Here is a 19,467-nt window from a genome sequence, read left to right as displayed (position 1 = left end):
CGGGCGAGCTCTAGACCGCGGGGACCGCGGCCAGAGCACGCTCGGCGATGATGCGAGCGTACTGCCGACCCGAGTCCTTGAGCACGCGCTCCTGCGTCGGGTAATCGACGTACACGATGCCGAACCGCTTGGCGTAGCCCCAGGCCCACTCGAAGTTGTCCATGAGCGACCAGTAGAAGTAGCCGCGCACGTCGACACCGCGGTCCACGGCGTCGAGGACGGCTCCGAGGTGGGCCTCGACGAACTCGACGCGGTCGACGTCGTGCACGCGCTTCTCGCCGTCGTCGTCGACCATCTCGTCGTCGTAGGCCGCCCCGTTCTCGGTGACGTACAGCGCCACGCCCGCTTCGGCCACGTACTCACCGCTCACGCGCTCGAGCAGGCGGGTGAGGCCCTCGGGCTGAACCTCCCAGCCCATGTTCGTGCGCGGGAGTCCGCGGTCGTGCCAGTAGAGCTTCTCGTGCGCCGGGAAGGGGACCCCGATCGGGCGGACCGTCGGAGCATCGCCCCCGGGCGGGTCGACCTCGGGCGGTGTGCCGCCGACGAGCTCACCGTGGTAGTAGTTCACGCCGAGCGAGTCGATCGGGGTCGAGATGACCTCGAGGTCGCCGGGCTGGACGGCCTCCTGCCAGCGCGCCACGGCTTCCGCGTCGGTGTCGCGGAAATCCCTGATGATGTCGGCCGGGTACGACCCGCGGAAGATCGGGTCGAGGAACCAGCGGTTGAACTGCCCGTCGATGCGGCGCGCGGCGTCGAGGTCGGCCGGGTCGGCCGGGTCGACGGCATCCGCCACCGTGAGGTTCAGAGTGAGCCCCAGGTTGAGCGAGGCGTCGCGAGAACGCAGCTCCCGCACGGTCTGACCGTGCCCGAGCAGCAGGTGATGCGCGGCGAGCATGCCCTCGGCCTGCGAGTAGTGCCCCGGGGCGTGGATGCCGGCGGTGTAGCTGAGGAACGACGAGCACCACGGCTCGTTCAGGGTCGTCCACACGTCGACGCGGTCGCCGAGGGCGTCGTGCATGTCGAGCGCGTATTCGGTGAACCGGTCGCTCGTCTCGCGCACGGTCCACCCGCCCTTCTCCTGCAGCGCCTGCGGGAGGTCCCAGTGATACAGGGTCAGCCAGGGCAGGATGCCGGCATCCAGCAGCTCGTCGACGAGACGCTTGTAGAAGTCGACGCCCTTCGCGTTAAGCGGGCCGCCGTCGGGGCGCACGCGCGACCACGAGGTCGAGAAGCGGTAGGTCTGCAGGCCGAGCTGCTTCATCAGCTGCACGTCGTCGGCGTAGCGGTGGTAGTGATCGCACGCGACATCGCCGTTGTCGGCGTTGATCACGGCATCCGGGACACGGCTGAAGGCGTCCCAGATCGAGGCGGTGCGGCCGTCTTCGAACGCCGCCCCCTCGATCTGGTAGGCCGCCGTGGCGGCACCGAAGAGGAAGCCCTCGGGGAAGGCTCGGGTGTCGGACATTGTTCGGGTTCCTTCCGTGGGCGCGAGGGTCATCCCTTGACCGCCCCTTGCATGATGCCACTGACCAGCTGCTTGCCCGCGAAGACGAACAGAAGCAGGAGCGGGATCGTCGACAGCAGCACTCCCGCGAGCACGATCGAGTAGTCGACGAAGTAATTGGACTGCAGCAGCGAGAGAGCCACCGGCAGGGTCGGGTTCTGGCGGTCGAGCACGATGAACGGCCAGAAGAAGTTGTTCCAGGCGCTCACGAAGGTGAACAGTCCCAGCATCGCCGCCGCGGGACGCGCGGCCGGCGCCCCCACCGTGAGGAAGGTGCGGAACGAGCTCGCCCCGTCGACGCGTGCCGCTTCGATCAGCTCGTCGGGGACGGCCTGGCGCAGGTACTGCGTCATCCAGAACACCCCGAAGGCGCTCGTGAGGGCCGGGATGATGATCGCGCCGAGCTGCCCGGTCCAGCCGAGCTCGCTGAACAGGATGTAGAGCGGAACCACCCCCAGCTGCATCGGCACCGCCATGGTTCCCACGACGAACACCAGCAGCCACGGGCCGCCACGGAAGCGCAGCTTCGCGAACGCCCATCCCGCGAGGGTGGAGAAGAAGACGACGGATGCCGCGATCAGGCCGGAGCTGATGATCGAGTTGAGCAGCGCGGGCCAGAAGTTGACCGCGGGGTCGCCGATCACCGCAGCGGCGTTGGCGAAGAAGTTCCCCCCGGGGATCCACGAGCGGTTCGCGTCGCGGATCGTGGACGAGTCGCCCGAGCCGATGAGCAACGACCAGTAGAACGGGAAGACGCTGGCCAGCAGCACCGCGCCGAGGGTGGCGTAGACGATCCAGCCGGGCCGCGAGCCGCGCACCGCGCGGGGGCGCCGGCGCGCGGGCGACGAGGCGTCGCGCTCCACGATCGGGACGGGGGCGGCGTTGACGGCGGTCATCGACGCGTCTCCTCTCCGCGGATGCCGACCGATGCGGCATCCGCCATCATTCGTTGTCTCGCGGCGCGCGCCTGCACCCGGCGCTCGCGGCGGCTGCGGGGGTCGCGGGTGCCGTCGTCGCGCACGAGCACGCGCGTGACGATCATGTTGATCGCGCCGATGGCGAGGATGATCAGGAACAGGATCCAGGCGAGGGCTGCGGCACGGCCGAAGTTCCACTCTCCCCATCCGACGTTGTAGAGCCACAGGGTCACGGTGAGCCATTGGTTGTCGGCGCCGCCGGTGCCGTACTGGTCGTACATGCGCGGCTCGTCGAAGATCTGCAGGCCGCCGATGGTGGCGGTGATGATGACGAAGATCAGCGTGGGCTTCAGGCTCGGCAGCGTGATGGAGAAGAACTGGCGGACCTTGCCGGCACCGTCGACCGTCGCCGCCTCGTAGTACTCGCGCGGGATCGCCTGCATCGCGGCGAGCAGGATGAGGGTGTTGTACCCGGTCCAGCGGAAGTTGACCATCGTCGCGATGGCGATGTGACTCGCGAACGCGTCGGAGTGCCACGGGACGGCGGGCAGGCCGAGGTTCTGCAGCGTGGTGTTCACCACGCCGTACTGGTCGCCGAACATGTTGCTGAAGATGAGGGCCACCGCCACGGGGGCCATGACGTAGGGGATCAGCACGCTCATGCGCCAGAAGGTCTTGGCGCGGATGTTCTGGTCGAGCATCGCGGCGATGAAGATCGCGATGATCAGCTGGGGGACGCTGGAGAGCAGGAAGATGCTGAAGGTGTTGCGCAGCGCGATCCAGAACTTGGGCTGCGACAGCACCCACGCGTACTGGTCGAAACCGATGAACTCGCCGGAGTTGCGGACCAGGTCCCAGTCCATGAAAGAGATCACGGCGGTGTACGCGATGGGGAACAGACCCGTGATCGCGAACAGGATGAAGAACGGCGAGATGTAGAGGTAGGGCGAGAGCTTGAGGTCCCACGCGCTGCGGCGGCTCCGGCCGAAGCCGAGGCGCCGCGGTTCGCGGGCCCGGGGCGCGGCGACCGGCGTGGGTCGCTCGAGTGTGCTGGTCACGGCTTGTGCTCCGTTTCTGCCGCGTGAGGGGCGGAAATCCGTCGCCGGCGACGATGCCTCGGCGACGATCACCAGCCCCTCACGCGAGAAGGGGGACGGGCGACGGATGCCAGGGGTGCGACCCCCTGGCATCCGTTCGCGCGGTCAGGACAGGGCGTCGACCTCGCTCGCCCACTGCTTCCAGGACTCGTCGGCGCTCTGCGTGCCGTCCTCGACGCGGGTCAAGGCCTTCTGCATCGCGTCGTTGATCTGGAAGTAGAACTGGCCCTTGTACGGCGAGACCTTCACGGCCTGCGCGCGCTCGGAGAGCATCTCGCCGACGGGGGCGTCGTTGAAGTAGGCGTTGACGCTGCCGGTGAGGGCGTCGGCCTTCAGCGCGTCGGTCTGGCTCGGGAAGGTGCCCGCGTTCTCGAACGCCTTGACCTGGGTCTCGGGGTCGGTGAGCCAGTCGGCGAGCTCCTGCGCCGCCTCGACGTTCTTGCCGTTGCCGGGGACGGTCAGGTACGACCCTCCCCAGTTGCCCGCCCCGCCGGGGAAGACGTTCGCGATGTCCCAGCCCGTCACCTCGGGCGCGTTGCCCTCGATCACGCCGAGCATCCAGCCGGGGCAGAGCATCGTGGCGAACGCGCCGTTCGACAGGCCGGCGAACCAGTCGTCGGACCACTGGCCGAGGTGCGCGGACTGCGTCGCGCTGGCGGCGAGCACCTGGTCGTAGATCTTCTCGACCTCGGGGTTGCTCGTGGCGATGATCGAGCCGTCATCCGGGTTCTCGTAGGCGGCCTCGACCTGGTTGATCGCGCCCTGGTACGTGCCACCGGCCGAGTCGAAGAACGCCTTGCCGGTCGCCGCGACGTACTTGTCGCCCGCGGCGAAGTAGGTGGACCAGTCGCCCTCGAGCATCTTGGCGACCTCGGCGCGATCGGTGGGCAGGCCCGCCGCGGCGAACAGGTCGGAGCGGTAGCAGACGCCCTCGGGTCCGATGTCGGTGCCGTAGCCGACGAGCTTGCCGTCGGCACTGGTCGCGGCCTCGACCTTGTAGTCGAGCCAGCGGCTCTTGAGGTCGTCGGGCACGGGGGCGAGCAGGTCGGCGTACTCCATGACCTCGGGCAGCCAGTCGACCTCGATGGCCTCGATGTCGGCGAGGCCGGTCTTGCCGAGCTTCTGGAAGTAGTTCTCGCGGGCCTCGTTGCTGGTCGCGGCCTTATTGTGCACGATCTTCACGTTCGGGTGCGCGTCCATGTACTCCTGCAGGAGCGCATCGGTGTACCCGAAGTCGTTGAAGGTGGCGATGGTGAGGGTCACGTCGCCGTCTCCGCCCGAGGCGGAGCCCCCGGCGCCGGAGCAGCCGGCGAGGACGAGGGCGGAGGTGGACGCGACCGCGGCGACGAGCGCGGTCCGGCGCAGGGCATGGGTGTTCACAGATCACTCCTTTGTGGTGGGTGCTGACCGGTGTCGTACTCCCACGTGCGAGGTGTGGGAGCGCTCTCACTGATCGAGAGCGACAATATGGGATCGCTCCCACGACGTCAAGAGAGCGCTCCCACATCCCATCGCCGCACCCCAGGCCGCGATAAACGCCGCGCGTACCGCGAAACGCTCCCGGCGCGCGTTTCTCGGCACGGTGGGCGTTTATCGAGCAGGATGACCCCGCGGCGGAGCGGGGATGCGCGTGGGAGGAGCCCGCGGCGCGGCGAAAGCGCGAGCGTGGACCTCGCCGTGCACGCAACGCCGGGCTCCCCCGACGCGTCGAGGTCGCTGCGAGCCCACCGCGTGGCGCCCCGGGCCGTTCAGCCTGCACCACGCCGGACCGGGCGCTCGCGTAAGATGACTCCCACAACGCCACCCGACTTCTGGAGCTGCAGTGCCCACCATCGTCGTCGACGTCATGCCCAAGGCCGAGCTTCTCGACCCGCAGGGGAAGGCCGTCGCCGGCGCCCTGTCGCGGCTCGGCGAGAACCGCTTCTCCGACGTCCGCATCGGCAAGCGCTTCGAGCTCACCGTCGAGGGCGAGGTCGACGAGGCCACTCTCGCCCGGGCCCGCGAGCTCGCCGACGAAATGCTCTCGAACGCCGTCATCGAAGACGTCGTCAACGTCGAGGTCATCGAGCGGTGACCGCACGCATCGGGGTCATCACCTTCCCCGGCTCCCTCGACGATCGCGACGCGCAGCGCGCGATCCGCCTCGCGGGCGGCGAGCCCGTGGCCCTCTGGCACGGCGAGCACGACCTCAAGGGCGTCGACGCCCTGGTCCTGCCCGGCGGCTTCAGCTACGGCGACTACCTGCGGGCCGGTGCCATCGCCGCCTTCGCGCCGATCATGGCCGAGGTCAAAGACGCCGCCGCCAAGGGCATGCCCGTGCTCGGCATCTGCAACGGCTTCCAGATGCTCGTCGAGGCGCACCTGCTCCCCGGCGGCCTCATCCGCAACGCGCACCAGCAGTTCATCCGTCGCGATCAGCGCCTGCGCGTCGAGAACGCCTCCACCGCGTGGACGAGCGACTTCACCGAGGGCGACGAGATCGTCATCCCGCTGAAGAACGCCGACGGCGGATACATCGCGGATGCCGAGACCCTGGCCCGCGTGAACGGCGAGGGCCTCGTCGCCTTCCGCTACCTGGGCGTGAACCCCAACGGCTCCCTCGACGACATCGCCGGCCTCACGAACGAGCGCGGCAACGTCGTGGGCCTCATGCCCCACCCCGAGCACGCGGTCGAGCCCGGTTTCGGCCCGGGCACGTCGGCCGCCATGCGCTCGGGCGTCGACGGTCTCGGCTTCTTCACGTCGGCGATCGCCGCCGCGGTGAACGCCGCCGCCTGATCCGGTCCCGCCGTGACCGACAAGCGCGCCCCCGATCAGGACGCGCTCATCGATCGCATCCTGCACCTCTGGCGAGCGGATGCCGACACCCTGCCCTCCGAGCCGCGCCTGGCCGAGCTGACCGGCGCGAGCCGCAACTCGGTGCGCGAGGCGCTGATCCGCCTCGAGGAGCGGGGGTACGTCCATCGCACGCAGGGGGCGCGCACTTCGCCGAACCGCCGCCTACCGGGCGTCGGGCGGCGCATCGACCAGCAGTTCGACCATCTCCTGTCGATCCGCTCGGCGGGCTATGACGCGACCCTCGACCTGGTGTCGTCGGAGCGGGTCGCCCTGACTCCCGGCATCCACCGCTTCGACGACCTTCCCGACGGCACGAGCGTGCTGCGCACGGTCAAGATGTGGCGGGTCGACGGGCAGCCGTACGCCCTCGCCGAGGATCTCGTGCCGGTCACGCGCGAGGCCGAGGTCGATCCCCACAGCCCGGTCTTCGCCCTCGCGGAAGCGGCGAACGGCGTGCGCGTCGCGTGGGAGACGCTGTGGATCGAGGCGAGCGGCCTGGATGCCGAGCGCGCGGCGCTGCTGTCGACGGCGCCGGCGACGCCGGTCATCGAGATGACCTACTGCGGCTACGGCGCCGACGACGCGATCGGCTACTGGTCGCGGGAGGTCCAGCTCCCGGCACCCCCGGGGTTGCGCAACGCGCTGATCCGGCGCGTGCGAGCCTGAGCGTTTCGGCCGCGTAACAGCACGGTGAACTTGTCCGACAAGGGTCTCGAACTCTTGTTGGACAAGCGTAACGTCGGGGTTACCCGACGAAAGCGAGCCGTCATGACCGACACCCTGACCGTCCACCCGCTGCGATCCGAGATCGTCTCCGCCGAGGCCTTCGAGGCCTACGGCGTCGTCCTGACGCCCATGGAGGACGGCACCCCGTTCACGGCCGAGGAGGCCGTGCTCGACGTGTCCGGCGGCATCCCGCGCTTCTACCTCATGCACCTCGACGACAAGCCCGCCGAATTCGTGCGGGTCACCCGTCACCTCGAGACCACGCAGACGCTCATGGCGGTCGGTGACGTCGAGTGGACGATCGCCGTGGCGGCCCCCGGGGTCGAGGAGCCGACCCTCGACGACCTGCGCGCCTTCCGCATCCCGCCGCGCACCGCCATCACGATGCGCAAGGGCACCTGGCACGCCGGGCCCTTCTTCGACGACCCGAGCATGGACTTCGTCAACCTCGAGCTCGACGACACCAACGTCTCCGATCACCACAACCACCGTCTCGACGACGCCTACGGCGTGCGCGTCGTGATCGACGGGGAGTGAGAGTGCTCACCCCTCTGCCCGATGCCGCCGCGCGCCTCGCCGCCCTCGAGCGCGAGGCGGCGCATCAGGCGGAGCTGAGCGCGGGCGACGGTCGTTCGTGGGCCGGTGCCCGCGACGGCGTGCGGCCGGTGGTCGTCGTCGGCGCCGGTCAAGCCGGTCTGGTGCTCGCCCGGGGCCTGAGGCGCCGGGGCATCGACGACGTCGTCGTGGTCGATGCGGCACCCGCCGAGGCGGCCGGGCCGTGGACCACCTACGCGCGCATGCACACGCTGCGCACGCCGAAGGACATCGCCTGGCCGACGTGGGGCACCCCCGCGGTGAGCCCGCGCGCGTGGTTCGAAGCCGTCTACGGCGAGGCGGCCTGGGAGGCCATCGAGTACTTCCCGACCGTGGCGTGGCAGGGATTCCTGCACTGGTACCGCGACGCCTCCGCCGTGACCACCGTCGCCTCCACGCGCGTGAGATCCCTCGCCGTCGCGGGCGCCGACGACCCGCTGACCCTGCACCTCGACGGACCCGACGGAGAGTGGATGTTGCCCGCCCGGCACGTCGTGCTCGCCACGGGCATCGAGGGGGCCGGGGGACGCCACCTTCCCGCGCTGCTCGACGGGCTACCCGCCGAGCGCGTGCACCACACGCACGACGACATCGATTTCGCCGCCCTGGCGGGCCTGCGCATCGGCATCCTGGGGGCCGGCACCGGGGCGTTCGACAACGCCGCCACCGCCCTCGAGCACGGGGCCGCGAGCGTGGATGTGCACATGCGTCGCCCGTCGATGCCGCAGGTGAGCCCGTACCGCTGGATGGAGTTCGCCGGGCTCATCGAGAACTACGGTTCCTTCACCGACGCGCAGAAGTGGGCGTTCAACGTGCACCTCTCTGCCGTCGATCAGCCCGCGACGCAGAACGCCCTGTGGCGCGCACATGCGTTCGACGCGTTCCGCTTCCTCACCTCGTCGCCGTGGGAGGACGTCTCGTGGACGGGCGAGGAGATCGCGGTGACCACTCCCCACGGCATCCATCATTACGACGTCGTGCTCGCGGCGACGGGGATCGTGGCCGACCTGGCTCGGCGCCCCGAGCTGGCCGGCGTCGCCGCGGATGCCGTGCTGTGGCGCGATCGCCTGCCCCCCGCGGATGCGGCGCAGAACCCGGGACTCGCCTCGTTCCCGTACCTCGACGACGACTTCGGTCTCGTCAGCCGCAGCGCTCCCGGGCGTTCGGCGCTCTCTCGCATCCACATGTTCAACCACGGCGCGCGGATCAGCCAGGGCATGCTGAGCCACCAGATCCCCGGCCTCGTCGGCGGCGCGACGAAGCTCGCCGCCGCCCTCTCGCGCCGTCTGTTCGAGCACGACTCCGACCGCCTGCTCGCGGAGTACCTCGCCTACGACGTGCCGGTGGGAGTGCAGATCGGCCGCCGTTCGGCGGCACCGGTCACCGTCGCCTGAGTCGCGCGGCGGCGGGAGACGCGGACGACGCCGGACCGCCGCCGCGTGACACCGCCCTGATCCACCCGGGCCCGGACAGCGCACACGACTCCTGCGTCGTGTCCACCGGGGCCGGAGCACCCTCGGCGCGGGTAGCGTCGATCGGGTGACGACTTCGACCCCGCTCCTCGTGTCCGTTCCCACCGCTCAGCTGCGCGACGATCTGGGCGAGCTGCCCGACGGCGTCGAGGTGATCGTGTGGGACATGCAGGATGCCGCCCCTCGAGAACGCTTCGACATGGTGGTTCCGCCGTACATGTCGATGACCGGCGTGATCGAGCGCCTGCGGGAGATCGAGGTCGGCCTCGTGCAGAGCCAGTCGATCGGCTACGACAACGTCGAGGGGCGTCTGCCCGAGGGGATCGTCTTCGCCAACGCGGCGAGCGTGCACGAAACCGCGACCTCAGAGCTCGCCCTCGCCCTCACCCTGGCCGCGCAACGACGGCTGCCCGACGTCGTCCGCGCCCAGGATCGCGGCGAGTGGACCGGCGGCGGGGCGCCCGGACTGGCCGACGCCCGCGTCACCCTGCTCGGCTTCGGCGGTGTGGGACGCGCGATCGCCGCGCGTCTGAAGCCCTTCGAGGTGCACCTGCGCGCGATCGCCTCGCACGGCCGGCTGCAGGACGACGTCGAGGTGTTCCCCCTCGGCAAGCTCGCCGAGGTGCTCGCCGACACCGACATCGTCATCGCCTCGCTCCCCGGGGGCGAGTCGACGCGCCACGTCCTCGACGACGCGGCGCTCTCGGCGCTGCCCGACGGCGCGCTCGTCGTCAACGTCGGTCGCGGACCCCTCATCGACACCGACGCCCTGGTCGACCACGTGCGCCGCGGTCGCCTCCGCGCCGCGCTCGACGTCACCGACCCCGAGCCGCTGCCCGCGGGCCACCCGCTGTGGGATCTTCCGGGAGTGCTCATCGCGCCGCACGTGGGAGGGGCGACGGATGCCATGCGCCCGCGCATCGCGCGTCTCGTCCGCCGGCAGATCGATCGCCTCGCCGCCGGCGAGCAGCCGCTGAACGTCGTGCTCAACGGCTGATCTCTCTCTCTCTCTCCCCCCCCCCCCGCGTCCGTCTGTCCCGTCGAGTGTCCAGGACACGCCGTTCGGCGGCGGGGGGAGGCGGAGTGTCGTGGACACTCGACCGTGTCGAGGCGGTGGGCAGCCGCGCGGGGCGGGCGTCGGGGGGGGTGAGGGCGGTCAGGACGACCGCTGCGGACGCATCGTGCGGAGCGTCTCGCGCATCAATCGGGCGTCGCTGCGTCCGCAGAGGAACATCAGCAGCCCGGCCGCCACCGCCCAGGTCGCGGTGACACTCGCCAGACGGAAGATCGCGGGGAGGTCGGCGAAGAACGCGGCATCCATTCCCCACGACCCCAGGGTCGCTCCGCCGCTGACCAGAAGCGGCACGACGGCGCTCCGCAGCAGCGCGCCTCTCCGCAGGCCCGCACGCGGAGCGAAGACGAAGGTCCCCGAAGCCCAGATGAGCACCTGCCCCGCGACGACACCCCAGGCGACACCGGTGGGGGCGAGGGGGGCGAGCAGCACGATGAGCAGCACCATCGGCACGCGTCCGATGAGCTCGGAGAAGAACAGCGCCCCCGACCGCCCGAGGGCGGCGAAGCCCCAGTAGTAGGCGTAGGCGATCGTCTGGAAGACCGTTCCCACCGCCAGCACCGGGAGGAACTGCATGGCGGGGAGCCACTCGGCGCCCAGCACGACCTCGATCAGCGGCGCACCCCCGACGACCAGCAGACCCGTGACACCGAGCAGAACGTGACTCACGAGACGCTGCGCCCGGAGCAGTTCGTCGTTGAGCGTCGAGAGGTCGTCGGCGACCCGAGCCAGCCGCGGGAGGACGACCCTCGTCAGCGGCGCCGCCACCTGCTGCAACGGCAGCATGACGAGCTGGTAGGCGCGCGAGTAGAAGCCGACCACCGACGCCGGATACCAAGCGCCCAGCATGATCGTGTCGACGTTGGTCGTCACGTATTGCGCGGCATGGGCGCCGAGCGTCGACAGGCCGAAGGTCAACAGCGAGCGCATCTCGGCCCGTCGCGGGAGGCTCGGGCGCCACTGCGCGGCGACCGAGGCCCACAGCAGGGTGACCGCCGCCGCGACCGTCCCCTGTACGGCGAGGGCGACGTAGCCCGATCCCGCCAGGGCGAGGACCACCGCGGTTCCCACACCGATCGCGTCTCCACCCACTTCGGCGGCGGCCAACCGCGAGAAGCGCTCCCGGCGGTTCAGCTCGACGAGGAACTGCACCGCCCCCGCCCGCAGGAGATAGGCGGGCGCCGCGAGCAGCACGACGACGACGAGGCGATCGTCGTCGAAAGCCGCGGCGATGGGCGCCGCGCACAGCCCGACGACGAGGGCCGACACGGCACCGATTCCGCTGTTGATCCACAGCAGATTGCTCTTCTGCTGCTGACTGAGCGAACTCTCCCTCAGCGCGGCCAAACTGAGACCGAAGTCGCCCAGCACCGAGGCGATGCCGACGAGGGCGAGCCCCAGGCTGACGACTCCGAAGTCGCCGGGACCGATCAGGCGAGCCAGCACGACGAGGTTGACGATCTGGAGGAGGTAGCGCACCCACTGCGTCGACAGGAGGAGCGTCGCCCCCCGGGCTCGTGCGCCTGCGGATGCCTCGGGCGTCACGTCCGTCTCTCTCCTCGTCTCGCGCACGGAGGGTCGCGCGCCGGGGCAGCCTATGCGCGGCGGGAACCGCCTCCCCCGTCACCGCCGTTCTGAGCGCGGGTTTTCACCCGCCCAGTCCCCTGAGCCGGCGGGGAGTCGTCGCGCCGCGCGCTCCTACTCTGTGCGGATGACCTCCTCGGCCGTCACCGTGCAGCGACCGCTCCCGCCCCCCGCGGCTCCGACACGGCGCGCACTCCGAACCGGCGGCTCCGTCCGCAGCTCGAGCTCCCGACTGTCCTCCTACCTGACGCTCCTCGTGCTGTGGGGCGTCTCGATCTCGGGCCCGGTCGCGCAGACGCTGACGATGGATCGGACCAAGGCGGTCGAGGGCGTGAAGTTCACGATCGCCCAGGCCGTCGTCGACGCCTGGTGGGTCGCTTTCCTCGTCCCTGCGGGCATCACGTTGTTCCTCCTCGTCTTCCGCGTCATGTTCGTGCGCGCCGACATCACCCCGCTTGTCGTCGTTCTTCTGCCTTCGCTCTGGATCGCGTTCGACGAGTTCTCGCATGCCCGCCCCGTCTCCGAGAAGGTGCTGCTGCCCATGGGCATCGCGATCGCGATCTGGGCGCTGCAGGTGCGCGTCGGCGACCTGCGGCTCTACGCCCTCCTCGCCACGGGGCTCGCGGCGGCCTCGATGGTGCTCACCGCCGTGGCTCCCCGGCTCGTGTACATGCCCCAGAGCTTCGACCTCGCCACCGATAAAGCCCTCCTCGACCTGCCACTGCTGGCCGGTTTCTTCTCCCACCCGAACGGCAACGGGCTCTTCCTCGCTCTCGCGCTCCCCCTCACACACCTGTTCTCGCGCTGGTATCTGCGATGGTCGACGGCCGCAGTCCTGATCATGGCGATCCTCTGGTCGGCGTCGCGCACGGCGGTGACGGGCGTCATCGTGTGGTTCGTCGTCGTGCTGCTCGCGACGCTGCTGCGCCGTTCCTGGCGCGCCGTCACCGGGATGCTGCTGTTCGGCCTCTGCGCCGCCGTCGTGGTCATCCCGCTCACGACCACGGATCCCACGGCGTTCACCCTGCGGGGTGCCATCTGGCAGTTCACGCTCTCGCAGCTGTCCGGTGTCCGCTGGCTGGACGGCCTCGGGCACTCCTGGTTCACCGATAACTACGACGTCCTCAAAGACGCTCTGACCACGGCGGCAGGGCACGGGCACAACGTCTTCGTCACGTACACGGTGACCGGTGGCCTCCTCCTGGTGGCCACCTTCGGCTTCGTCGTCTATCGGAGCGCGCGGATCGCGACACGCCTCCCCACGCGAGAGAGCGTCGCCGCGCTGGGATTCCTGTGCGTACTCGCCGGCCTCTCGATCACGGAGTCGGCGTGGCGCGTCGAAGCACCCGACGACCTGTTCGCCGCGATGCTCGTCCCCCTTTTCGTCATCGCGACGCAGAGCCCGATGCTCACACCGCTTCGCGTCGGCAGAACGGGTGAGCAGCGTGGTGAATCAGCGCGGGGCACTCTTCCGTTGCTGCACCGGTGAGTCCGGCGTCCGTCCGCGACGGAAGGCCCGCACCGGACTCGTCACCACAGCCCGCAGGCGCCGAAGGTTGTGGGAGCGCGGGGGCAGGTCCCACGTGAGCAACGACCGCACGACGGCGTCATCGACACGGCGCCCGCGCTGAATGTCGCCGCGCTCCCGGAGTTTCTTGGGTGTCTTGCGCACGGCGATCACCACCGCCCGCACCGCCGTCGGCCCCTGGCCCCGCACGACTGCTCGCACGAAGGTGATGGTGGTCGCGAGCAGGAGTCGGGGCGCGACCGTCGGCAGGAGGCTCATCGGGACGTTCTTGATCATCAGCCACCCGAGGTTCTTCAGGGTCTGATGGGTCGTGAAGCCGGGCATCCGCGAGCTCGTGGCGCCGATGCGGTGGCGCGCGATCGCACGCGGCGCGAGACGGACACCCCATCCCCACAACTGCGCTCGCCAGCTGATGTCGACGTCTTCGAAGTAGGCGAAGAAGTCCTCGTCGAAGAGCCCGATGTCACGCAGCATCTCGGCGCGGTAGAGGGTCGATCCCCCGCTCGCGCCGAAGATCTGCACCGCGTCGTCGTACGCGTCGAGGTCCTCTTCGTCGCGACCGCGAGGAAAGGGCAGCCCCCAGCTCGAGTAGCACTCCCCGGTACTGTCGAGGCGCTCACCGTCGATCGTGACGAACTTGCTCGCGACCATCCCGATACGGTCATCGCTCGTCATCACGGCGACGAGCTCTTCGATCCAGCTCGGGTCGGCGACAGCGTCGTTGTTGAGCAGCGCAACGTGCTCGTGCCCCTGACGCAGGGAGTAACGGAGACCGACATTGACCCCGCCGGCGAACCCCAGATTGACCCGCTGGGGCAGGAGCGTCACGTCGGGGTAGGACGCACGCAGCATCTCCGTCGAGCCATCCGTCGAGCCGTTCTCGACGACCACGATCTCCACCGCCATGGTCTGACGACGGAGAGCATCCAGGCATACGCGAAGGTCTTCGCGACCGTTCCAGTTGGGGACCACCACCGCAACGCTCATCGCTCGACCCCCTGACCCAGGAGCGCCGCCTCGAGGCGTGCGGGGTAGGTCTCGATCCCGAAGACCGATTGCGCCCAGTCCCGGCTGGCGCGAGCAGCCTCCCAGGCCGCCGAGGGGTCGTTCAGCACCCGCAGCAGCGCCGCCGCCAGGTCTTCGGCATCATCGGCGACGACGAGGCCCGAGGTCTCGCCCTCACCGACCAATCCTTCCGCGCCGACAGACGTCGCTACGACAGGGATGCCGCGCATCATCGCCTCTACCGTCTTGAACTTCAGCCCTGCCCCCATGCGGAGGGGAACGACGACGGCCGTCGCACGGGCGTACTCGGGGTCCAGCGTCGCCACCTCTCCCGTCACCTCGAGGAGCGGGTCGCGCTCGCCCGCCGCGATCATGCCGGGGGTGGGATCGGCACCCGCCAGGATGAACCGGACGTCGGGGCGTTCCGCACGCACGAGCGGGATGATCTCGTCGATGAGCCACTCCGCTGCTTCCACGTTGACGTCGCGGAAGAAGGCTCCCACGAAGAGGACGGTCGGCGGGTCTGCGGGGATCCCGGTGACGCCGACACCATCGGATCCCGCGAACGGGGGCCGCAGGACGAGGGAGTTGCTCGGCGCCGCACCGAGGCGGCGCACGTACCCCGCGTCTTTCTCGCTGAAGACGATCACGGTGTCCATCGATCGGTAGAGCAGGCCCTCGTCACGCACCACGCTGGCGTTGCGCCAGAGGCCGAGGATCCATTTCGGCGACCCCCTGCGCTCCCTGGCGAAGATGCGCTCGAACGTCTGGGTGATGACGTCGTGAGCGATGACGACACGTCGCGCGTCAGGTGCGGTCCGCGCCGCCCGACTGATCCATGACATCTCCGTCCAGTGCGCCTCGATGAGCTCGGCCTGCCGGAAAGCATCGCGCACCCTCTCGGAACGCAGGAGCGCCTGTCGGAACCGGCGCGGAGGACGCACAGGGAACAGCCGGATCTGCTGCGTGTCCAGCCACTGGGCCAGCCGTCCGTCGACGCGCGGTGCGCAGACCACGACCTCGACATCGAGCTCCGCCCGCAGGCGCTCGGCCGCCTCGTCGTTGCCCCGCCAGCCCGGAGCCACGACGGTGACCTCGTGCCCAAGAGCACGAAGGGCGCGGAGGTGGGCGAGAACGTACTGTCCACCCGCGTGGGCGATCCCCGAATACGGGACGTGGGCGACCACACTGGCAATCCGCATGACTTCTCCTCGCGATGGCCTCTCGAACGAAGCCGCGGGAATCGTCGAGGCTCCCGGGGGAAGCTACCAATCTCACAGCGCCCGGCATTCGCGCCTCCCCACCTCGTTCCCGTCCCATTGGCGGCGACGACAGACACCGCGCCCGCGAGCGCCCACCGGGAAGAGCACGCGAAACCCCGCACTTCACCTCCTCGGTCACCCGCACCCGCGGCGGGGAGGACGCGGGCTTCCGAGAGAGCTCCCTCGGGGAGCGCGCGCGTCGCATGCGGCGTGTGAGGGATGGGGTGAATCCGCCCTGGCCATCGCGCGTGGATCCGCCCCTCGCGCCACCCGCCCCCGAGCGCCGGGTCGCGCGAGAGGCATCCTCGCGGAGAACGACCTCTGATCACGCCGACGCCGAGATGCGCCGAAGGTGCGCCCCTCTGCGCACGGAAAGGACGAGATGACTCACGCCGTCGAGACGACGTACTCCGCGTTCCGCCAGACCACTCGGCTGCTTCCCCTCGACGGCCTGCGGGCGATCGCGATCCTGCTCGTCTTCACGGGACATGTCGAGGCCTCCGGGCCCTGGAAGGCCGTGCACGGCGGGGTCGGGGTCACGCTCTTCTTCGTCATCTCGGGCTTCATCATCACGACGCTGCTCCTGCGCGAGAGCGATGAGCGTCCCGTCGACTTCGGAGCGTTCTACATCCGTCGGGCCTTCCGCATCCTGCCGATGTACGTGCTCGTGCTGGCCGTGTACGGCGCACTCATCTTCGTGGTGGGGGCGCAGGCCGATCGCCGCGTCGAGTTCGTCAGCGCCCTCCCGGGCTACCTGCTCGGTTTTCCCGAGATCGTCCAGCTCACCAACACGGTCGACAGTCAGGCGCCCTTCTCGGGCGCGTGGTCCATCGGCATCGAGGACAAGTTCTACCTGGTGTGGCCGGTGGTCGGCTTCCTGCTTCTGCGCCGCCGATGGGCCGTGCTCGTGCCGATCCTGCTGGTGTCGGCGAGCGTCGTGAGCGCGGTCGGGTTCGGCACGCCCCTCGCCCGGGTGGTCCAGCCCTACGCGCACATCATCTTCGGCGTCCTCGTCGCCGTCGGACTGCACCATCGTGCCTCCTTCGCCGTGCTCGGCCGCATGCTCGGGCGTCGCTGGACGACCTGGCTCCTGCTCGCGGCCAGTCTCGGGCTGGTCCTCTCCCCCGACATCGCGCTGGGCGGGCCGTGGTACGTGCCCTACGGACTGCTGTGGGCGCTGACGATCATCTCGCTCTTCACCGCACCGCGCGGAGCCGCGGCGGCCGCGCTCAGCGCACGGCCCCTGCTGTTCGTAGGCACGGTGAGCTACTCGCTGTACTTGACGCACGCGTTCGTGCTCAACACCCTCGAGCGACTCCCGCCGAGCATCCCGTCGTGGGTGCAGTATCCCGTCGGGCTGACCGGCGCCCTCCTGCTGGCGTGGGCGTCGTACCGCTTCGTCGAGGCCCCGATGAACCGCTGGGGTCACCGCATCGCCGCGCGCCGCCGAGCGCGAGCGGCGACGCGCTGACCGCGCCAAGGCTCCGGCATCCATCTGCGATCGGAGCAGGTCCGCGCGCAGCGGTCGGGGCTCAACCCGCGAGGCGGGCGGCGGTGTTCGCCGTGGCCGCGACGTCGGCGACGTAGCTGTCGAGATGGTTGTACGAGAACACCGCCCGACGCCAGCCCGCCGGGCTCGTCATCTCGCCGGCCGCGCACAGATAGCGCCCCGCGGCCAGGGCCGCGTCGTCGATCTGGTTCGGATCCGCGACGCCGTCGCCGTTCGCGTCGACGCCCCACGACCGCCACGTCGAGGGGATGAACTGCAGGGGCCCCACGGCGCGATCCCAGGTGGCGTCCCCGTCGACGCTCCCGCCGTCGGTGTCGGCGATCGACGCGCTCGCGGATCCGTCGAGGGCGATCCCTCGGATGGGCGGATCGGGGTAGCCGTCGTCGCGGAGCCGCCCGCCCGCGTGAGTTCCGTGTCCGGACTCGATCGCACCGAGACCCGCGAGGGTGTTCCATCCGAGGCCGCACCCGGGCTGCTCGACACGGAGGGTGAGCGCGGCCGTGGCATAGGCGCGCAGCGCGCGGGCGGGGATGCCGGTGCGCGCGGCGATCGTGGACACCCAGGTCGGGTCCGCGGCGATGACGTCTGCGGATCCTCCGACGGCCGGCAGGGAGGGCGAGTCGGCCGAGGACGAAATCTCGGATGAGGACGGAGCCACCCCCGCCGCAGCGGCCTCGCGAGGGGCACCCACCACCTCGGCCCCCGCCGCATCGACGTCGCGAGGGGCACCGGCCACCTCGGCCCCTCCAGTCGGCGCAGCAGTCGGAGCCGGATGCCGTTCGGCATCGCGGGCCATGGCCTGCGCCTGCGTGCACAGCACCGCCACACCGACCACCGCGACGACCACCGCGCACAGCCACGGCCACAGCGGTCGACGCACGAACTCGGAGTCCACCCGCACCTCCCGGCGGCGCCCATCGGGTCGAGCGCACCCGGCGACGCTAGGCGAGGGTCTCGACGCGGGCATGAACGCTCGGGATACGGCATCCGACCTCGGACGTGGATCGCACGATGGACGGGGCGGGGCGGATCGCGGAGACTGCGGGTGGCGCGCGAGCGCGGGGCGGCGTCGACTCGCGGGAGCGCGGGGTCAGCCGCGGAAGCCCGCCGGGTTCGACAGCAGGTCGGCGAAGGCGAGCTCCGCGGGGCCGATGAGCATCAGACGCGAGCGCAGGTGGGCGCGCTCGAGGCGGATCGCGCGTCCCTCGGCTCCGAGCGGGTGAACGCGCACGGCGTCGGCCAGACGTTCGCGGCTCACCGACAGCAGGGCGCCGAGATAGCCCGAGAGGACGACGGTCTCGGGGGCGAACGCATTGACGAAGTTGGTGAGCGCCAGCGACAGCATCTCGACCTGACGGGTGACCTCGGTCATCACGCGCGGGTTGCGCGCGACACCGAGTTCGACGTCGAGCTCGTCTTCGTCGAGCTTGCGACGGCCGAGCAGCGGCTCGAGGATGTCGAGGCTGACCTCGGCCTCGAGGCAGCCGCGGCGTCCGCAGACGCAGGCCCGGCCGCGCGGGTCGACGACCGTGTGCCCCAGCTCGCCGGCGTAGCCGGAGGTGCCGCGCAGCAGCGTCCCGTCGATGATGAGGCCGCCGCCGATGCTGTGCATCGCGCCGCCGAGGTACAGCAGGTTGCCGACGCCCACCCCGACGCCGAACCGGGACTCGGCGAGAGCGCCGATGCTGGCGTCGTTGCCCGCGGTCACCGGCATCCCGAGCTCGTCGCTCAAGCGGGCCGAGACGGGGTCGCGCTTCCACCCGAGGGTCGGCGACACCAGCACCGAACCGTTGGCGTTGACCAGGCCCGGCACGGCGAGACCCGCGCCCACGACGCGATAGTGCCGGTCGATGTCGGCCCGCATGGCCTCGACCGACGAGGCGACGATCTGCACGAAACGCCGCGGCGAGGGGGCGCTGGCGGTGTCGTGACGGAGGCGGGCGTGGACGACGCCGCCGAGACCGACCAGGGCCACCGTGACCGCGTGCGGTTCGGCCCGCACGCTCAGGGCGGCGACGTGGTCTTCGGGCTCGAGGTCGAGCGTGGGGCGGCCGACCTTGCCGGTGCGCTCTCCGCCCGGGGCCTCGCGCACGAGGCCGAGCTCGGTGAGCTCCATGATCAGACCGGTGACGGTGGAGCGGTTCAGCCCCGTGGTCGCCCCGAGCTGGGCGCGTGAGAGCGCTCCCCGGGAGTGGAGGAGCGACAGGACGGACGCGAGGTTCTGCTGACGGATCAGGTCGTTCGTCGTACGGCCAGCCGGCGGCGCGAGCGGGGTTGCGGGCTCGAACACGGCAGGAGTCATGAGGGAGACACCTCCCCCATCATCGCATCGCGGGGGTCCGGGCGGAAAAGCGGGCG

General features: G+C 70.4%; 17 protein-coding genes. 8 read left to right on the top strand and 9 right to left on the bottom strand.

The features are described 5' to 3' along the window. Positions 1 to 10 precede the first annotated feature (10 nt). The 4 genes from RWH44_RS08520 to RWH44_RS08505 all read right to left on the bottom strand — a co-directional run bounded on the left by RWH44_RS08520 (position 11) and on the right by RWH44_RS08505 (position 4,898). Positions 11 to 1,465, bottom strand: coding sequence for a glycoside hydrolase family 1 protein (locus RWH44_RS08520; protein ID WP_316004244.1), 1,455 nt, complete (start codon positions 1,463 to 1,465; stop codon positions 11 to 13). Positions 1,466 to 1,494: 29 nt separating this feature from the next. Continuing rightward, positions 1,495 to 2,400, bottom strand: a complete 906-nt coding sequence (locus RWH44_RS08515) for a carbohydrate ABC transporter permease (RefSeq protein WP_316004243.1) — start codon at positions 2,398 to 2,400, stop codon at positions 1,495 to 1,497. Then, the gene (locus tag RWH44_RS08510; protein ID WP_316004242.1) at positions 2,397 to 3,479 is read right to left on the bottom strand and encodes a carbohydrate ABC transporter permease; all 1,083 of its coding nucleotides are present in this window, start codon (positions 3,477 to 3,479) and stop codon (positions 2,397 to 2,399) included. The genes RWH44_RS08515 and RWH44_RS08510 overlap by 4 nt, the downstream gene beginning before the upstream one ends. A gap of 144 nt (positions 3,480 to 3,623) precedes the next feature. Next, complete coding sequence (locus RWH44_RS08505) at positions 3,624 to 4,898, bottom strand: ABC transporter substrate-binding protein (protein ID WP_316004241.1); 1,275 nt, start codon at positions 4,896 to 4,898, stop codon at positions 3,624 to 3,626. Positions 4,899 to 5,340: 442 nt separating this feature from the next. On the opposite strand from RWH44_RS08505, the gene purS reads away from it, so the two are divergent. From purS to RWH44_RS08475, 6 genes are all read left to right on the top strand, one after another. Further along, positions 5,341 to 5,592, top strand: a complete 252-nt coding sequence (gene purS / locus RWH44_RS08500) for a phosphoribosylformylglycinamidine synthase subunit PurS (RefSeq protein ID WP_298870543.1) — start codon at positions 5,341 to 5,343, stop codon at positions 5,590 to 5,592. Beyond that, positions 5,589 to 6,296 (top strand): phosphoribosylformylglycinamidine synthase subunit PurQ, encoded by a 708-nt coding sequence (gene purQ, locus RWH44_RS08495; RefSeq protein ID WP_316004240.1) that lies wholly within the window; start codon positions 5,589 to 5,591, stop codon positions 6,294 to 6,296. The genes purS and purQ overlap by 4 nt, the downstream gene beginning before the upstream one ends. A gap of 12 nt (positions 6,297 to 6,308) precedes the next feature. Further along, entirely contained in the window at positions 6,309 to 7,022 is a 714-nt protein-coding gene (locus RWH44_RS08490) for a GntR family transcriptional regulator (RefSeq protein ID WP_298870539.1), read from the top strand. A 102-nt stretch (positions 7,023 to 7,124) separates the two neighbouring features. Further along, on the top strand, positions 7,125 to 7,619 hold the full coding sequence (locus RWH44_RS08485; protein WP_316004239.1) for an ureidoglycolate lyase: 495 nt from the start codon (positions 7,125 to 7,127) through the stop codon (positions 7,617 to 7,619). A 2-nt stretch (positions 7,620 to 7,621) separates the two neighbouring features. Beyond that, a complete protein-coding gene (locus RWH44_RS08480; RefSeq protein WP_316004238.1) occupies positions 7,622 to 9,070 on the top strand; it encodes an FAD-dependent oxidoreductase in 1,449 nt (482 codons plus the stop codon). Between the two features lie 145 nt (positions 9,071 to 9,215). Then, positions 9,216 to 10,145 (top strand): 2-hydroxyacid dehydrogenase, encoded by a 930-nt coding sequence (locus tag RWH44_RS08475; RefSeq protein ID WP_316004237.1) that lies wholly within the window; start codon positions 9,216 to 9,218, stop codon positions 10,143 to 10,145. Positions 10,146 to 10,304: 159 nt separating this feature from the next. Here RWH44_RS08475 and RWH44_RS08470 read toward each other — a convergent pair whose 3' ends face one another. Further along, on the bottom strand, positions 10,305 to 11,765 hold the full coding sequence (locus tag RWH44_RS08470) for a lipopolysaccharide biosynthesis protein (protein WP_316004236.1): 1,461 nt from the start codon (positions 11,763 to 11,765) through the stop codon (positions 10,305 to 10,307). 166 nt (positions 11,766 to 11,931) lie between these two features. Here RWH44_RS08470 and RWH44_RS08465 point away from each other — a divergent pair, with 166 nt between their 5' ends. Further along, positions 11,932 to 13,293 carry an O-antigen ligase family protein gene (locus RWH44_RS08465; protein WP_316004235.1) on the top strand — a complete coding sequence of 454 codons (1,362 nt, stop codon included), beginning with the start codon at positions 11,932 to 11,934 and terminating at the stop codon, positions 13,291 to 13,293. Here the strand turns inward: RWH44_RS08465 and RWH44_RS08460 are convergent. Together RWH44_RS08460 and RWH44_RS08455 are read right to left on the bottom strand one after the other, a co-directional pair. Then, on the bottom strand, positions 13,258 to 14,319 hold the full coding sequence (locus RWH44_RS08460) for a glycosyltransferase family 2 protein (RefSeq protein WP_316004234.1): 1,062 nt from the start codon (positions 14,317 to 14,319) through the stop codon (positions 13,258 to 13,260). The two genes, RWH44_RS08465 and RWH44_RS08460, sit on opposite strands and share 36 nt — an antisense overlap. After that, a complete protein-coding gene (locus tag RWH44_RS08455; RefSeq protein ID WP_316004233.1) occupies positions 14,316 to 15,539 on the bottom strand; it encodes a glycosyltransferase family 4 protein in 1,224 nt (407 codons plus the stop codon). Before RWH44_RS08455 ends, RWH44_RS08460 begins: the two co-directional genes overlap by 4 nt. Positions 15,540 to 15,981: 442 nt before the next feature. Between RWH44_RS08455 and RWH44_RS08450 the strand changes: the two genes are divergently transcribed. Continuing rightward, positions 15,982 to 17,070: an acyltransferase family protein gene (locus RWH44_RS08450; protein WP_316004232.1), complete on the top strand. Its 1,089-nt coding sequence runs from the start codon at positions 15,982 to 15,984 to the stop codon at positions 17,068 to 17,070. A gap of 61 nt (positions 17,071 to 17,131) precedes the next feature. Here RWH44_RS08450 and RWH44_RS08445 read toward each other — a convergent pair whose 3' ends face one another. Continuing rightward, positions 17,132 to 18,004 (bottom strand): lytic transglycosylase domain-containing protein, encoded by an 873-nt coding sequence (locus RWH44_RS08445; protein WP_316004231.1) that lies wholly within the window; start codon positions 18,002 to 18,004, stop codon positions 17,132 to 17,134. Between the two features lie 195 nt (positions 18,005 to 18,199). After that, positions 18,200 to 19,411 carry an ROK family protein gene (locus tag RWH44_RS08440; protein WP_298870530.1) on the bottom strand — a complete coding sequence of 404 codons (1,212 nt, stop codon included), beginning with the start codon at positions 19,409 to 19,411 and terminating at the stop codon, positions 18,200 to 18,202. Positions 19,412 to 19,467 lie beyond the last annotated feature (56 nt).

This window comes from Microbacterium phycohabitans, from assembly GCF_032464935.1.
Classification (GTDB): Bacteria; Actinomycetota; Actinomycetes; order Actinomycetales; family Microbacteriaceae; genus Microbacterium; species Microbacterium phycohabitans.
This window is presented reverse-complemented; position numbering and strand designations above follow the sequence as displayed.

Bases quoted from the DNA above. Each gene is read 5' to 3' on its own strand.
- RWH44_RS08520 (WP_316004244.1), bottom strand. From the start codon at position 1,465: ATGTCCGACACCCGAGCCTTCCCCGAGGGCTTCCTCTTCGGTGCCGCC.
- RWH44_RS08515 (WP_316004243.1), bottom strand. From the start codon at position 2,400: ATGACCGCCGTCAACGCCGCCCCCGTCCCGATCGTGGAGCGCGACGCC.
- RWH44_RS08485 (WP_316004239.1), top strand. From the start codon at position 7,125: ATGACCGACACCCTGACCGTCCACCCGCTGCGATCCGAGATCGTCTCC.
- RWH44_RS08465 (WP_316004235.1), top strand. From the start codon at position 11,932: ATGACCTCCTCGGCCGTCACCGTGCAGCGACCGCTCCCGCCCCCCGCG.
- RWH44_RS08460 (WP_316004234.1), bottom strand. From the start codon at position 14,319: ATGAGCGTTGCGGTGGTGGTCCCCAACTGGAACGGTCGCGAAGACCTT.
- RWH44_RS08455 (WP_316004233.1), bottom strand. From the start codon at position 15,539: ATGCGGATTGCCAGTGTGGTCGCCCACGTCCCGTATTCGGGGATCGCC.
- RWH44_RS08450 (WP_316004232.1), top strand. From the start codon at position 15,982: ATGACTCACGCCGTCGAGACGACGTACTCCGCGTTCCGCCAGACCACT.
- RWH44_RS08440 (WP_298870530.1), bottom strand. From the start codon at position 19,411: ATGACTCCTGCCGTGTTCGAGCCCGCAACCCCGCTCGCGCCGCCGGCT.